The sequence below is a fragment of the Eggerthella sinensis genome (assembly GCF_003339815.1).
In the GTDB taxonomy this organism is placed as follows: Bacteria; Actinomycetota; Coriobacteriia; order Coriobacteriales; family Eggerthellaceae; genus Eggerthella; species Eggerthella sinensis.
Map to the genome: position 1 here is coordinate 58302 of NZ_PPTT01000008.1, position 14649 is coordinate 72950.

General features: G+C 69.0%; 13 protein-coding genes. 2 read left to right on the forward strand and 11 right to left on the reverse strand.

The features are described from left to right. Positions 1-57: 57 nt before the first annotated feature. From C1876_RS06205 to C1876_RS06225, 5 genes are all read right to left on the reverse strand, one after another. Positions 58-1248, reverse strand: a complete 1191-nt coding sequence (locus tag C1876_RS06205) for an ABC transporter permease (RefSeq protein ID WP_114545849.1) — start codon at positions 1246-1248, stop codon at positions 58-60. Then, positions 1245-1949, reverse strand: coding sequence for an ABC transporter ATP-binding protein (locus C1876_RS06210; protein WP_114545909.1), 705 nt, complete (start codon positions 1947-1949; stop codon positions 1245-1247). The genes C1876_RS06205 and C1876_RS06210 overlap by 4 nt, the downstream gene beginning before the upstream one ends. Before the next feature lie 4 nt (positions 1950-1953). Beyond that, positions 1954-3444, reverse strand: a complete 1491-nt coding sequence (locus C1876_RS06215; protein ID WP_114545850.1) for an efflux RND transporter periplasmic adaptor subunit — start codon at positions 3442-3444, stop codon at positions 1954-1956. A gap of 96 nt (positions 3445-3540) precedes the next feature. Next, on the reverse strand, positions 3541-3804 hold the full coding sequence (locus C1876_RS06220; protein WP_114545851.1) for a ribbon-helix-helix domain-containing protein: 264 nt from the start codon (positions 3802-3804) through the stop codon (positions 3541-3543). Between the two features lie 2 nt (positions 3805-3806). Further along, complete coding sequence (locus C1876_RS06225; RefSeq protein ID WP_114545852.1) at positions 3807-4076, reverse strand: hypothetical protein; 270 nt, start codon at positions 4074-4076, stop codon at positions 3807-3809. A gap of 313 nt (positions 4077-4389) precedes the next feature. Here C1876_RS06225 and C1876_RS06230 point away from each other — a divergent pair, with 313 nt between their 5' ends. After that, entirely contained in the window at positions 4390-4788 is a 399-nt protein-coding gene (locus C1876_RS06230; RefSeq protein WP_114545910.1) for an MGMT family protein, read from the forward strand. A 2-nt stretch (positions 4789-4790) separates the two neighbouring features. Then, the gene (locus C1876_RS06235; RefSeq protein ID WP_114545853.1) at positions 4791-5309 is read left to right on the forward strand and encodes a cob(I)yrinic acid a,c-diamide adenosyltransferase; all 519 of its coding nucleotides are present in this window, start codon (positions 4791-4793) and stop codon (positions 5307-5309) included. On the opposite strand, the gene C1876_RS06240 is transcribed toward C1876_RS06235, so the two are convergent. From C1876_RS06240 to C1876_RS06265, 6 genes are all read right to left on the reverse strand, one after another. Continuing rightward, positions 5306-7051 carry an NAD(P)/FAD-dependent oxidoreductase gene (locus tag C1876_RS06240; protein WP_114545854.1) on the reverse strand — a complete coding sequence of 582 codons (1746 nt, stop codon included), beginning with the start codon at positions 7049-7051 and terminating at the stop codon, positions 5306-5308. The genes C1876_RS06235 and C1876_RS06240 overlap by 4 nt on opposite strands. Beyond that, positions 7044-8348 (reverse strand): aminoacetone oxidase family FAD-binding enzyme, encoded by a 1305-nt coding sequence (locus C1876_RS06245; RefSeq protein ID WP_244910062.1) that lies wholly within the window; start codon positions 8346-8348, stop codon positions 7044-7046. Before C1876_RS06245 ends, C1876_RS06240 begins: the two co-directional genes overlap by 8 nt. 115 nt (positions 8349-8463) lie before the next feature. Continuing rightward, positions 8464-9879: an alanine/glycine:cation symporter family protein gene (locus C1876_RS06250; RefSeq protein WP_114545856.1), complete on the reverse strand. Its 1416-nt coding sequence runs from the start codon at positions 9877-9879 to the stop codon at positions 8464-8466. Positions 9880-10074: 195 nt separating this feature from the next. Further along, entirely contained in the window at positions 10075-11550 is a 1476-nt protein-coding gene (locus tag C1876_RS06255; protein ID WP_114545857.1) for a helix-turn-helix transcriptional regulator, read from the reverse strand. Positions 11551-11682: 132 nt separating this feature from the next. Next, complete coding sequence (locus C1876_RS06260; protein WP_114545858.1) at positions 11683-12762, reverse strand: molybdopterin-dependent oxidoreductase; 1080 nt, start codon at positions 12760-12762, stop codon at positions 11683-11685. 3 nt (positions 12763-12765) lie between these two features. Then, positions 12766-14562, reverse strand: a complete 1797-nt coding sequence (locus C1876_RS06265) for a molybdopterin-dependent oxidoreductase (protein ID WP_114545859.1) — start codon at positions 14560-14562, stop codon at positions 12766-12768. Positions 14563-14649 lie beyond the last annotated feature (87 nt).

Sequence of the window (14649 nt, forward strand, 5' to 3'; positions counted from 1 at the left end):
GACTCAATGAACGCCGCGAAGGTGCGTTCGTTCGCTCCGCATCCCCTCTCGTTGCCGTTACTGGTAGCGCAGGGACTCCACGGGGTCGAGCTTGGCGGCGCGGCGGGCCGGGTAGTAGCCGAAGATGACGCCGATGAGCACGCACACGGCCACCGCGCCGAACACCACGCCGGGCGCGAGCACGGGGGTGATGGTCATGCCGGCCTGCACCGCGCCGATCACCTGCCCCAAGCCCCACGCAGCCAGAAAGCCGAACACGATGCCGAAGATGCCGCCCGTCACGCACAGCATGATGGCCTCGAGCAAAAACTGCTTCGTGATGTCGCGACGGCGCGCGCCGAGCGACTTGCGCAGGCCGATCTCGCGGATGCGCTCGGTGACGTTCGTCAGCATCATGTTCATGATGCCGATGCCGCCCACGAACAGCGAGATGGACGCCACCGAGCCCATGAGCAGCGAGAACGACGTCATCATCGTCTCCATCTGCTTGATGATGGCGTCGAGCGACGACACGTACACCTCTTCCGCATCCAAACCGAAGTACTGCGCCACGTACGACTGGGTCGTCTCGACGAGCCGGTCCATGTCGGTGCCTTCCTTCGCGAAGCCGATGATCTGCGAAATGCCGTTCGCGCCGCCGAGACGCGTCTCCACCGTGGTGAAGGGCACGTACGCCTGCGCGCCGCCCGACATGAACGAGGTGGAGTCGATCACGCCCACCACGGTGTAGTCGTCGTTGCCGAGGCGGATGGTCTGCCCCACCACCTGCGCATCGGCGCTGCCGAACAGCTGCATGATGGAGTTGGAATCGATCACCGCAAGGCGCGCGGCGTTCTGCTCCTCGCTGTCGGTGAAGAAGCGGCCTTCCTTGAGCTTCGAGCCGCTCACCGCGAAGTAGGCGGGGCGCACGCCGGTGATGCCCATGTAGTTCGTCTGCCCGTCGGCGCCGGTGAACTCGCTCGACGAGTACGTGATGCCGGTGATGGTGTCGTATTCGGGCATGCCCGTCTTGAGCTTGTCGAGGTCGTCGAACGTGATGCCCCTCGACGAGTAGGCGTTGATGGACACCTGGCGCGCCTGCTCGAAGCCCATCTCGCCCATGAGCATGGTCTGGATGCCGCCGATGAGCGAGGTCATGGCGATGACCGCCGCGATGCCGATGACGATGCCGAGGATAGTGAGGAACGAGCGGCCCTTGTTCGCGGACAGCGCGTGCCAGGTTTCGTAGAAGAGGTCGGAAAGCTTCATAGCCGTGCCCCTTCCCCGCCGTGCGGCCCCTCGTAGAGGCGGCCGTCGCGGATGTGCACGACGCGGTCGGCATGGGCGGCCACATCGGGCTCGTGGGTGATGAGCACGATGGTTTTGCCCTGGTCGCGCAGGCGCTTGAACGTTTCGAGCACCATGTCGCCCGTGGCGGTGTCGAGGTTGCCGGTGGGCTCGTCGGCCAGGATGAGGGCCGGGTCGTTCACGAGGGCGCGCGCGATGGCCACGCGCTGCATCTGGCCGCCCGACAGCTCGTTGCTGCGGTGGTCGTACAGCCGCTCGTCGAGCGACACGCTGCGCAGCGCCGCGTGCGCCCGCAGCTCGCGTTCCTTGCGCGGGCAGGCCGTGTAGATGAGCGGCAGCACCACGTTGCGCAGCACGGTGGCGCGCGGCAGGAGGTTGAACGACTGGAACACGAAGCCGAGGCGCGTGGCGCGGATCTCGGCGAGCTCGTCTTCGCGGTAGTCGGCCACGTCGATGCCCTCGAGCAGGTAGCGGCCGCGCGTGGGCGTGTCGAGGCAGCCGAGCAGGTTCATGAGCGTGGACTTGCCCGAACCCGAGGGGCCCATGATGGCCAGGAACTCGCCCTGCTCGACGCTGAGCGACACGCCGCGCAGGGCGTGCGTGTATCCCGAAGCGCTCTCGTAGATGCGATGGAGGTCGACGGCCTCCACGACGTATCCCACGGCGCTAGCCCACCACGACGCTGCCGCCGGCATCGGCCACCGACATGGACATGCCGTCGCCGCCCGTCATCGCAGAGTCGGCCGCGCCCACACCCATGCCCATGCCCGCGCTGACGACGATCTCGTCGCCGGCCTTCACCTGGCCCTTCACCACGGCGGTCAAACCGTCGGAAGCGACCATCTCGACATCGCGCATCGCGGTTTCCTGCGTTTCGGGGTCGGTGACCACGAGGACGAAGCTGCCGCCCGTGCCGTCGGACTGCACGGCGGAGATGGGCACCATGAGCGCGTTGTCAATGGTGGTCGTGGTGATGGTGGCCTTCGCGGTCATGCCGGGCTTGAGCCGCGGATCGGGCTCGGCGATGAGCAGCTTCACCGGGTAGGTGACCGCACCGCCCTGACCGCCGTACATGGCGCCGCCCGAGCCGTCGGACGAACCCGTCGACGTGGTGGCGATGCTGACCACCGTGGCGGGCAGCGTGAGGTCAGGGGCGGCGGTGAAGGAGACTTCGGCCGTTTGATCGGCGCTGACCTTGAGGATGTCGATCTCGCTCACGTTGATGGACACCGTCATCTGGGACAGGTCGGCAATCTGCACGGGCGAGGTTGTGGAGGTGCCCGCCGCACCGAGCGCCTTGCCGGGCTCGATGTTGACGGCCACGACGCTGCCGGCGATGGACGCCGTGACCGTGCGCTTGGCGGCGCGGGCGACGGCTTCGTCGTAGGCGGTCTGCGCGTTTTGCAGCGCGAGGTTCGCGTTGCTCAGGGCCAGCTCGGCCTGGCGAATGGAGGAGTCGGCGCTGGCCTCGTCGAAGGAGGCCTGCTCGCCGAACGATTCGGCCGCGCCCGCCTCGGCTGCTGCGGCGGCGGCCGCCTGCGCCTGGGCCTGCACTTGCGCGGCGGCCTGCTGGCCGGCCGACTTCGCGTGGTAGGCGTCGTTCACGGCGTTCTGCGCCTGGGCCACGCCGTTCTTGGCCTCCTCGATGCCCTGGGCCGCCTGGTTCACGGCCTTGTCGAGGTCGTCGTTGACCACGGTGAACAGCGTCTGCCCTTCTTCCACCGCGTCGCCGACGGCCACGAACACCTCGCCCACGATGCCGTCCACCTCGGGCGTGGCGCTGACCGAGGCCACCGGTTGGAGGTTGCCCGACGCCGAGACCGTCTCGGTGAAGGTGCCCTGCTCCACGAACGCGGTTTGGGGCGCCATGTTCTCGAGCGCCTTGGCCGTCTGGTCGGCGGCATACCACGCGAAAGCGCCGCCCGCTACGGCCAGCAGCACCACGGCCGACACGACGCCGATGACGATCTTCTTGCGCTTCTGCTTCTTGCGGCGGGCCTTGAGGTCGTTGAACGCCTGCATGTCGGCGAGCGCCTCGGCGTCCACGAGGTCGGTGGGGCGCACGGGCATGCCCACCGGCTGGAAGTTGAACGGTTCGGCTTGCAGGGGCTCGGTGGCATCCCTGCGGCCGGCGTTGCGGCTGTCGATCGGTCCCATCGTAGACCCCCCGGAGAAAGAAGCGAGCAGTTGTTTCAATCAGAGGTTCAATCATACGAGGGATGGGACGAAAAGGGAAGCCTTTGACGGCCTGCTTTATGCTTGAGCCAGATAATCGTCGACCGCCTGGCGCAACGCCTGCGACCTCGTGCCACCCTGCGCGAGCGCTTTCAGATCGAGCGCGCGAATGGTCGAGACGGGAAGCTTGAAGGTGACGGGGCGCACCTCCTCGTCCGCAAGCCGCGGCCGCCCCATGACGACGGTCTTGCCCTCGGGCCACTCCCCCCGCTCATACGCCTCCGCCCACTCGTCGAGCATCTCGTCGGTCACCGGTCTTCCATCCTTCGTATGCATACCCATAGCTACCTCCTTATGAAGCCGAGTTCCTTCAAGGTCTTTTTCGAGGGAGGAGTCATCGCATGGAAGACGAGCACCGACCCGTTGTCTTCCCTCGCTGCAACGATCTCGATCACCCTGCCGCTCGCACCTTGGCCGATCACCAGGTAATGATCCTTTTCGTTCAACTGCCGCAAAACGAACCTGATGGCGTTTCTCCATGCGGACCGAACGTCTTCGTCGTCGATTTCCGGATGCCGCCGATGAACGCGGGGGTGCACCTTGATCTCGGCCATGCGCTTCCTACTTTCGTCTTACAATAGTATCATGCCTCGGGTTGATTGTCGAGCGGTGAAGGCTGCGCGACGCAGGCGATGCAGCGGGGCGTTTTCCTCCCTTCTATAGTAACGACCTGGTCTTACGCGGGGATGGCATGCGTCCAGCGCGGAGGGGGCGCGCATCGAACGCGGATCTTGCGCGCTTCGAACGCGTTTCAAGCGGAATGCAAGCACGGCGCGCTCGCCTGCCCGACGCGCACCCAGCGCGCGGGCCCGCAGCGCGGCGATTGCCGTATACTGGGGTGGAAACAAGATGCGAGAGGACGGCATGATGGGCGATTTCTCCAACAGGGTATTCGAGGTGGTGCGGCGCATTCCGCACGGCAAGGTGGCATCGTACGGGCAGGTGGGACGCCTCATCGGCGCGCCTCGTTCCGCACGCTACGTGGGGTACGCGCTGCACGCGAACCCCGATCCGGGCGCGGAAGTGAACAACATCCCGTGCCACCGCGTGGTGTTCAAGGACGGCGGGCTGTGCAAGGGGTTCGCGTTCGGCGGGCCCGACGTGCAGCGCGAGATGCTGGAAGCCGAAGGCGTCACGTTCGCCGACGACGAGCACGTGGACATGGACGCCTGCCAATGGGACGGCCACGCGGAGGACGGGGACGGCGGCACCGTGCCCACCGCGCCGCCGGCGGATTTCGACTGGGAACGGGAACTGGGAGACTAGCCATGGAACAGGGATACGTCCAGGTGTACACGGGCAACGGCAAAGGCAAGACCACGGCGGCCGTCGGGTTGGCGGTGCGCGCCGCCGCAGCGGGCCTGCGCGTGTACTTCTGCCAGTTCATGAAGTACGGCCCCACGGGAGAGCTCGACGCGTTCCACGCGTTCGGCGACCGCATCGCCGCCGAGCAGTTCGGCACGGGCGACGAGCTGAGCGCGCCCGACGCCGCAGCCGACGCGGCCGCGGCGAAGCGCGGGTTCGAGACGGTGCGGGCCGCGGTGCTGAGCGGCGCCTACGACGTGGTGGTGCTCGACGAGGCGAACGTGGCCGATCACCTGGGATATTTCGAGCCGAACGCCCTCGTCGACCTCGCGCTCGAGCGCCCCGAGGGCGTCGAGCTCGTGATCACGGGCCGCTGGGCGAGCGACACGCTGCAAGCCGTCGCCGATCTCGTGACGGAGATGCGCGAGGTGAAGCACTACTACGAGGAAGGCGTCATCGCCCGCCCCGGCATCGAGTTCTAGCCCTCGTCCGAGAACGCGGCGGCTACGGCGCGGGCTATGCGGAGGCCGTCGCAGGCGGCGCTCATGATGCCGCCGGCGTAGCCCGCGCCTTCGCCGCAGGGGTAGAGACCGCTGTCGGAGGGGGCGTTCGGCACATCGGGCGCCGCGCCGGCGCCAGCCGCCGCATCCCCCGCGCCCACGCGCGCCTGCATGCCCACGTCGCGCACGATGCGCACGGGGCTCGAGCTGCGCGTCTCGACCCCCGTCATCACCGCATCCGCATCCGCGAACCCGTGCAGCCGCCGGTCGAGCAGCGGCAGCGCCTCGGCAAGCGCCTCGGCCACGAAGCCGGGCAGGCAGGCGCGCAGGTCGCACCAGGCCACGCCCCGCGCGTACGTCGGACGCACCGTCGGGCTGGCTCCGCCCGCGCGTCCGGCCAGGAAGTCCCCCACCGTCTGCGCCGGCGCCTGGTACGGCGCACCCCCGGCGGCACGCGCCGCACGATACGCCGCCTGCTCCATGGCACGCTGCAGCTCGACGCCCGCAAGCGGATGGTCGCCGTCGAAATCCTCGGGGCCCACGCCCACGAGCAGCGCCGCGTTCGCATTCGCGCCGTCGCGCGCGAAGCGGCTCATGCCGTTCACCACGACGCCGCCCTCCTCGCTCGCCGCGCACACCACCTCTCCGCCGGGGCACATGCAGAACGTGTACGCCCCGCGCCCGCCGGGAAGGTGCACCGAAAGCTTGTAGTCGGCCGCCCCGAGCGCCGGATGCGCGGCCGCCTCGCCGTACTGCGCGCGGTCGACGGCCTCCTGCGGGTGCTCGATGCGCACGCCCACCGAGAACGGCTTCTGCTCCATCAGCACGCCCGCCTCGTGCACGGCCTCGAACGTGTCGCGCGCCGAATGGCCGCACGCGAGCACCGCGCGCCGGGCCGCCATCTGCTCCACCGCGCCCGTGCGCGTATCGCGCACCTCGGCGCCCGTCAGCGCGCCGTCGTCGAAGCGCAGGCCCGTGAGCTGCGCGTGGAAGCGCACTTCGCCGCCCGCCGCCTCGATCTGCCCGCGCATCGTGCGCACGACGTCCACGAGCAGGTCGGTGCCGATATGCGGCTTCGCCTGCCAGAGGATCTCCTCGGGCGCGCCCGCGTCGACGAACCAGCGCAGCACATGGCGCGCCAGGGGGTTCTTGATGTTCGTGGTGAGCTTGCCGTCCGAGAACGTGCCCGCGCCGCCTTCACCGAACTGGATGTTCGTGTGCGCGTCGAGCGCTCCGCCCGCGTCGAACGCGGCCACCGCGGCCAGGCGCTCGTCCACGTCGCCGCCGCGTTCGAGCACGATGGGCCGCAGGCCCGCACGCGCCAGGTAGAGCGCGCAGAACAGGCCGGCCGGCCCGGCGCCCACCACGAGGGGGCGCGGCTCCGCCGCAGCCCGCGACGAGCCCGCGCACGACGGCACGTCGAGCGGCTCGTACGGTTCGTGGCGCTTCACGTGCGTCCCCGCAACCGCCCCCGCGCCGTCGCGCGCGCTCGCGGCAGCGGCGGCGCGGTCTTCCGCAGCGGCGTCCACCAGCTCCACGCCGAGCGTTGCGACGAAGTGCACGTCGCGCTTCTTGCGCGCGTCCACGCTGCGCTTGAGCACGCGCACCTCCGCGACGTCGCGTGCCGCCACGCCGAGCGCCGCGGCGGCTGCGGCGCGCACGAGCGCTTCACCGTCGGGCAGCCCCGCATCGAGCGGCAGCTTCACGTTCGACACCTCAAGCACGACGCGCTCCTTCCGCCACGCGCTCCGCAGCGGCGCGTCCCGCCGCAAGCCCGCTCGCCCACGCCCAATGCAGGTTGAAGCCGCCGCAGGGCGCGTCCACGTCGAGGGCCTCGCCCACCACGTGCAGCCCCGGCAGCGCACGCGCCTCGCACGTGCGCGGGTCGAACGCCGCCACGTCGCAGCCGCCGCGGTGCACCTGGCACTGCCGCGCTTCGCCCACCCCGCGCACCGCAAGCGTCACGCCCTTGAGTGCCCGCGCCAGCGCGGGCACGTCGCGCGCCGCAAGCGCCCGGTCGGCCGGCACGCCCGCCGCCTTCAGCACGGCCCTGCCCACCGCCGGCAGCACCATGCCGCGCACGACGTCGTCGCCCGTGTTCGTGCCGCCGCGCTCGCGCAACCGCGCGCTCCGTTGCGCCAGCAGCACCTCCACCTCGCTCGCTTCAACCTGCGGCAAAAGGTCGATGACCAGCGTGTCGCCTTCCTCGGCGAAGCGCGACAGGTTGAACACGGCGATGCCCGACACGCCGTAGTCGCGGAACAGCACCTCGCCGCGCTCGCACGCCTTCGTCACGCCATCGGGGCCCGTCAGCGACACCGCGCAGCGCACGCGTATGTTATTGAGCGCACGCGCGAGGCGCGTGTCGGTGCGTAGCGGCCCCAGCACGGGGCGCGGCTCCGTCGCAGGGATGCACGCGGGCACGAGCCCGCGCGACGCGCGGCCGCCCACGGCCACGATCACGGCTTCAGCATGCTGCACAGCGCCGTCGGCGAACCGCACGTGGAAGCGGTCGCCCGGATGCGCGGGCGCGTCGATGCGCACGGCCTCGCTGTCGCACCGCTCGCGCACGCCCGCGTCGGCCGCGGCGGCGCGCAGCACCTCGAGCACGCTCGTCGCCTTGTTCGCAAGCGGGTACAGTCGCCCCTCGCCCTCCTCGCGCCACAGCAGCCCGAGCTCGGCGAAAAACGCGTGCACCGGGTCGCCCGCGGCCGCGAGATCGCCCGCGGCATCGCCGTCCCCGCCCTCGCGCAGCGCGTCCAGCGTCGCGCCCACGAACGCGCCGTTGCGGTACACCGCCGCGTCAACCGACGCGTTCGAGAAGTTGCAGCGCCCGTTGCCCGTTGCCAGGATGGAGCGCCCCACGCGCTCGTCGGCCTCGCACACCACCACGTCCACGCACGTCGCATCGCCCGCGCCCGTGCCGCCCACGGCCATGCCGCGCGCCCGCAGCGCGTCGGCCGCGGCAATCGCCGCCGCAAGCCCGGCCGCGCCGCCGCCTATGATCATCAGTTTCTTCATGCGGGCCATTATACGACGAGGTGCGCGCGGATCAGCTCCGCGCGCACCTCGTCAACAAAAGTACGTTGCCTCACCGACCGACGCCTGCCGACAAAACGTCGCTCACCCGTTCGCCCTACTTCGACTCCAGCACCGGGATGGGCGTCTCGTCGGTCTCGTCCAGGTTGCGATCCCACACGTAGTGCTTCGTCTCGCGCGCGATCATGCCGCTCATCAGCAGCACCACGATGATGTTCGGCACGGCCATGAGCGCGTTCGTGATGTCGGAGACGGTCCACACGAAGTCGCCGATGCCGATGGCGCCCAGGAAGGCCACGATCACGTAGATCACCTGGTAGGGGCGCACGCCGTGCTTGCCGAACAGGTAGGCCACGCAGCGGTTGCCGTAGTACGACCAGCCGAGGATGGTGGAGTACGCGAACAGCACCATGCCGATGACCAGGATGGGCGTGCCGATGTAGGGAATGGAGCCGAACGCGGCGCTCGTCAGGTCGGCACCGGCCTTGATCTGGCCGCCGTCGAGGATGCCGGGGTTCGCGATGAGCGTGGACACGAGCACGATGCCCGTGAGCGCGCAGATGACCACGGTGTCCCAGAACGTGCCGGTCATGGACACGAGCGCCTGGCGCGCCGGGTTGCGCGTCGAGGCGGCCGAGGCCACGATGGGCGCCGAGCCGAGGCCCGACTCGTTCGAGAACAGACCGCGCGCGCAGCCGAACTGCAGGGCCATCATGATGCCGGAGCCCACCGCGCCGCCGAACGCCGCCTTCGGGGTGAAGGCGCACTCGACGATGAGGCACAGGGCCGGCCACACGTACTCCCAGTTCATGCCGATGATCACGATGCAGCCCCACGCGTAGGCGATGGCCATGAACGGCACGAGCTTCTCGCACACCTTCGAGATGACCTTGACGCCGCCGAAGATGACCACCGACACCATGATGGCGATGGCCAGGCCGATGCCCCACGCCGGGATGCCCGGCGCGTTCGACATGACGATCCCCGTCATGGCGCTCGACTGCACGGCCGAGCCGATGCCGAACGACGCGATGGCCGCGAACAGCGCGAACGCACCGGCGCCGAGCGTCGCCCACCAGGGCGTTTTCCCGTCCTTCTCGAAGCCGCGCTTCCAGGCGTACATGGCGCCGCCCAGCATGTTGCCCTTGTGGTCCTTCACGCGGTACTTCACGGCCGCGTACGTCTCGGAGTACTTCGTGGCCATGCCGAACACGCCGGTGAGCCACATCCACAGCACCGCGCCCGGGCCGCCCGCCAAAATGGCGGTTGCCACGCCCACGATGTTGCCCGTGCCGATGGTGGCCGACAGCGCCGTGGTGAGCGCGCCGAACTGGCTGATGTCGCCCGGCGCGTCCGGGTCCTTCGTCACCGACAGCTTGATGGCCGTGGGCAGCTTGCGCTGGATGAACTTGGTGCGGAACGTCAGGTACAGATGCGAGCCCAGCAAGAGCACGATCATCGGCGGTCCCCACACGAACGCGTCGATGTCGCCGATCAATTGGATGATGTCCACCCCTCGCCCCTCTCTCCTCGTCATGCCGAATACGAACGCGCGGAGAAGGGTCGACGCCGAAACAGATTCCGAAGGAGAGCGAAGCCGTTTCGGTGTGGGCACTTTCGCACGCTAAAGTATTCGGATTATACCGACGTGGCGGCTCGTCGTTCGTTTCCGACCGGAAAATCTCCGCGAGCGGCGGCAGGCGCGGCCTTATGCGCCGGTTTTCTCCTTCGATTCGCCGAACAGCAGGTCCATCATCTCCTGCCGGCCGCTCACGCCCAGCTTGCCGTAGATGTGCGACATGTGCGTTTTCACCGTGCTCTCGGCCAACACGAGCTCCTCCTGCACGAACGAGCAGGTGCGCCCCTGCGCCAGCAGCGTGAACACCTCGGTCTCGCGCGGCGACAGCGCGTAGGCCGCGGCAATCTCGTCGCAGCGCGCCACGATCGACTGCGACAAGCGCTGCGCCGCGTCCTCGGGAGCCTCGCCCGCCGCCCCCGCGGCGTCCGGCGCGCCCTTGCCGCGCACGAGCGAGGCCAGCCACGAGCGGTTCATCACGAGCGCAACCACCACGAGGATGACCACCGTCTCCACCACGGCGCTGCCGCGCAGGAACACCACCCACACGACGGACGCCGCCGCGTACACGAGCCCCGCCAGCCCCACGACGCGGTTCTCGGGCCACGGCACCTGCACGAGCGCGGCCGCCACGGCCGACCAGAACAGCAGGTGCGCGAACGGGTCGTTCGCCTGCACGACGCTGTCCAACAGCGCGTTGGGCTCCTCGCCCAGCTGCGCGCGCACCACCACCACGAACAGGCCGGCGATCACCACGAGCACGGGCGGCTGAAAGCGCACCGACGCCGGCTGCTTCGCCATGAGCAGCAGGGTGACAAGCGCGAACGCCGCCAGGCACACGGTGAGCACCGCGATGGCGGGGATGCGCCCGAGCGTGTCGAAGTAGGTGGTGTTCGAGTCGCCCCACACGCCCGACGGGCCGAAGATGCGCACCATGGCCAGCAGCACGCCCACGATGACCAGCACGGCCACCATGTCCTGCGCCCCGCGCGCGGGGCGGGCGTCCGAGGCGGCCTCCTTCGCCGCATCGCCGAGCGCGGCCCGCTTCGCCGCCGCGCGGGCCGCCTCGAAGCACAGCGCCGCCAAGAACGGCAGCGCGATGGCCACCACCACCTGCTGCGCCGGGTCGATGAAGCGGTCGAGCGCCAGGCTCATGAGCTGCCGCAGCGGAAACGCCGCCACGAGGCACCACACCACGGAGGCGAACCCCTGCGTGCGGGCCAGCAGCAGCACGAAACGCGATGCGAGCCAGAAGTAGCCGAGCCCCGACAGCACGAGGCCCGTCGTGGCCAGCACGGCCGGCGGAAAGAAGTCCTGATGGAACGAGAGCGCGAAGCACCCCGTGCCCGCCGCGGCAATCACCGGCATCACGAAGGCCAGGCTGCGGTCGTGCGCGGCGATCCACCGGGGAGCGGCCACGAGCACCGCCGTGACCGCAAGGATGCCGACGAGCCAGAACGTGCGGGCGTTCACCCACGCGGCCAAGCCGAGCGACGACAGCAGAAAGCCGGGCGTATGCCCCATGAGCGTGCACCAAAGCAGGTTGAACGACAGCCCCAGCGCAGATGCGACTCCGCATGCGTTCACGATCCCCCGACGAGCCTCCATGCTGCAGCGATCCCCCTTCGCTCCCCCGCGTTGCTGCATGCAGTATAGCGCATGCGGGGCCGGATCGCTCCGGCCCCGCATGACGGGAGGCGCCGTGCGGCGCCCGGCGAGCCGGGCGCGCAGGCGGTCGCGTTAGCGCACGTCGAACGTGAGGCTTGCCGAAAGCGGCGACACCACGTCGTCGGCCGTGCGAGCGCGCGCGATCATCTCGTAGGCGCCCGCCTCTTCGAAGGAGGCCGTGAACCGCCAGTTCACCCATTTGTCGGCCGTCGCCCCCTCCGTCGTGCACGCCGTCCACGTGCGTCCGCCGTCGAAGCTGAACTCCACCGCGGCGATGGGGCTGCCGCAGTCGTCGGCCACGCCCTCGAAGGTGATCTCGTCGCCCGCCTTGAACGTGCAGCCGTCCGAGACGTTCTTCACCTCGATCTTGTTGCGGTACATCGGATCGACCGACGCGACATCGGGCACCGCGTCCTCGCGCGTGAGCTCGATGCTGGCGATGTTGCGCGTGAAGTAGCGCGCCACCGTTTCGGGCATCCACAGCTGCGCGCTCGAGCCCTCCGACGCGCGCAGGTCTTCGCCGTTGACGCGGTACACGAGCAGGGCGTTCTTGTCGAGCGCGTACTGCAGCGGCAGCGGCTCGCCGTAGCCGTCGGCGCCGTAGGCCGTCAGCGTGTTCACGCCGTCTTCAAGCTCGGCCATGCCCACCACCGAGGCCAGCGGCACGCCGATGACCGACGCCTGCCCGAAGGGCGACCCCGTGGCGCACGAGCAGCCCATGAGCGTCTCCTGCTCGTCGGCGTCGAGCTCGGACAGGTCCACCGTGAAGCTCTGCTTCACGTGCCCGCCCACGTTGACGTAGTAGTTCGCCACGCCGGTCTGCTCGGCGGCCAGCTCGGGCGCGGGCTTCGAGCACATCGACAACACCGCCGTGCCGAACACGTTGAACAGCTCGTCGTTGGGCGTCACGCCCTCCTGGTCGAAGACGAACGTCCCCTGTACGTCGGCAACGCGCACGAAGTCCGATTCCTCGCCCAGCCACTGGGCCCGGATGTCGTGGTCGGCCACGGTATGCGTCGCCCCGGCGGGCGCGCCGCCCTCGGTCGTCGTCGCCGTCGTCGGCTGCTGCGAGGCGAAGGCGGCCCCGGCGCCCGACGCCAGCAGCACGGCGCCCGCCACGCTGGCCATGATCTTCTGAGATGGCTTGTTCACGATCTATTCCTTCCCCTCGGTCGCGTCGGCGGACACCTTCGGGTCCACGAGCGCCGTCTTCTCGAGCACCACGGTGTCCTCGGCCGTCGGCATGACGTCCTTGGCGTTCACCATGACCGTTTGTATCTGCGGGCTCACGAGGCCGCTTTTGGTGGTGGCGCGCAGCTGCAGGCAGTAGGCGCTCTCGGCGTCGGGCGTCCAGGTGAAGTCGAACCACACGAGCTTGTTCACGTCGGTGTCGGACGTGTCGAACGTCGTCCACGTCTTGCCGAAGTCCATGGAGAACTCGACGCTGACGATCTTCTCGTCGTAGGCGTCCACGTAGCCGTGGAACGTGTAGGGCTGGCCGTTCTGGATGACGAGGCCCTCGGGCACGCCCAGAATGGTGGCGTTGGGCTTGTTCGTCCAGTTCCCTTCGGCGTCGATCCAGCCGTTCGGGTTGCCGTCGTGATGCTCGAACTCGTAGACGTGATCGTTGAAGTCGGGCGCGTCGGTGGCGATCTTGTACTCGTTGAGCTGCTTGGAGTTCACCTCGGGGTCGACCCCTTCGCACCAGTTCGTGCACGGGAAGCCGTTCGCCGCGGTCAGACGCTCGCCGTTGATCTCGTACACGAGGAACGCCTCGCCGCCGTCCACCTTGTCGAGCGGCATGGCGCGCTTGGACGAGCCGTCGGCGCGCATGACGCGCACGCCGTTGATGTCGGGGTTGTCCGTGTAGCCGCCCGCCTTCTCGATGAGCCAGCTCACGGGGATGCCCGTGATTTCCACGTTGCTCACGCTGCCCGCGCCGGTGCCGTTCCAGTTGCACACTTCCTTCGACACCTTCGTCACCGTGACGCCGGCCGCTTCGGCCTCCTTCACGAGGTCGGGCAAGAGCGCGGTGTAGGGGCTGTTCACCTCGCCGTCCACGGTGATGGGCCAGCTGTCGAACAGGCTGTCCGGCATGGGGGTGTCGGCGTATTCGGCACCCGAGCGCATGCGGTCGTACAGGCGGTTCCAGGCGTCCATGTTGAACATGTCCTCCTGCTCCATGACGGTGTCCTGATCGATGGAGAAGTCGCCCTCGACGTTCTCCACCTTCGTCACGCCGCGCAGGCGCTCGAACTTGGTCTGGTCCCATAGCGCCATGCCCGCGCCGTCGTTGGTGGCGTCGTGGCAGGAGTAGCAGTTCCCCCGGTAGTCGCTCTCGAACGACCCGTCGGCAACCCCGCCGTAGTGGATGTTGTGGATGAGCGTGCCGAACTCGTACTGCGTGGGGATGTAGCCCGGCGAGTACGTGTGGCAGAACAGGCACTGGTCGACCGTCATCTCGGCGTCGAGCGCCGGGCTGTTCGGCGAGGGGTGCATGGTCTGCGCGAGGTGCTCGAGCGTCTTGTCCAAATCGGCGTGGCAGCTGTTGCAGCCGCGGTTGTCGTTGTTGAGACGGTAGATGTTGTACGGCGTCTTGCCCTGGCGGGCGCGCTCGGCCAGCTCGCTCGGCGTGCGCTGCACGATCTGCCCGCTCGGCAGCGTGCGCAGCTCGGGCGCCCATTGATCGACGTTCGCATCCCACATGTCGTGCATGCCGTCGAGGTAGTCCTTGCCGGGGTAGGCGTCGAGCGAGATGCCGTCGTAGACGGTGCCCTCCTCCCCCGCGATGATGGATTTCTGCTCGTCGGTGTAGTCGTGCTGCTCGGCCTGCGCGGACGGCTCGTCCGCCGAGGCCATGTTCTCGTTCTGCTGAGGCGCGCAGCCGGCAATGCCGGCCGTCCCCACTACCGCGCACAGCGCGGCGAGCGCGATGGTACGTCTTGCGTGCATCGGTCTCCTCCCTTTCGTTTCCCGTCGATGTGCGCGCGGCGGCCCTCGCCGGCCGTGCCGCGCAGGGGCATCGTAGGCGGCGAGGAG

Bases quoted from the DNA above. Each gene is read 5' to 3' on its own strand.
- C1876_RS06205 (WP_114545849.1), bottom strand. From the start codon at position 1,248: ATGAAGCTTTCCGACCTCTTCTACGAAACCTGGCACGCGCTGTCCGCG.
- C1876_RS06215 (WP_114545850.1), bottom strand. From the start codon at position 3,444: ATGGGACCGATCGACAGCCGCAACGCCGGCCGCAGGGATGCCACCGAG.
- C1876_RS06220 (WP_114545851.1), bottom strand. From the start codon at position 3,804: ATGGGTATGCATACGAAGGATGGAAGACCGGTGACCGACGAGATGCTC.
- C1876_RS06225 (WP_114545852.1), bottom strand. From the start codon at position 4,076: ATGGCCGAGATCAAGGTGCACCCCCGCGTTCATCGGCGGCATCCGGAA.
- C1876_RS06230 (WP_114545910.1), top strand. From the start codon at position 4,390: ATGGGCGATTTCTCCAACAGGGTATTCGAGGTGGTGCGGCGCATTCCG.
- C1876_RS06235 (WP_114545853.1), top strand. From the start codon at position 4,791: ATGGAACAGGGATACGTCCAGGTGTACACGGGCAACGGCAAAGGCAAG.
- C1876_RS06245 (WP_244910062.1), bottom strand. From the start codon at position 8,348: ATGAAGAAACTGATGATCATAGGCGGCGGCGCGGCCGGGCTTGCGGCG.
- C1876_RS06255 (WP_114545857.1), bottom strand. From the start codon at position 11,550: ATGGAGGCTCGTCGGGGGATCGTGAACGCATGCGGAGTCGCATCTGCG.
- C1876_RS06265 (WP_114545859.1), bottom strand. From the start codon at position 14,562: ATGCACGCAAGACGTACCATCGCGCTCGCCGCGCTGTGCGCGGTAGTG.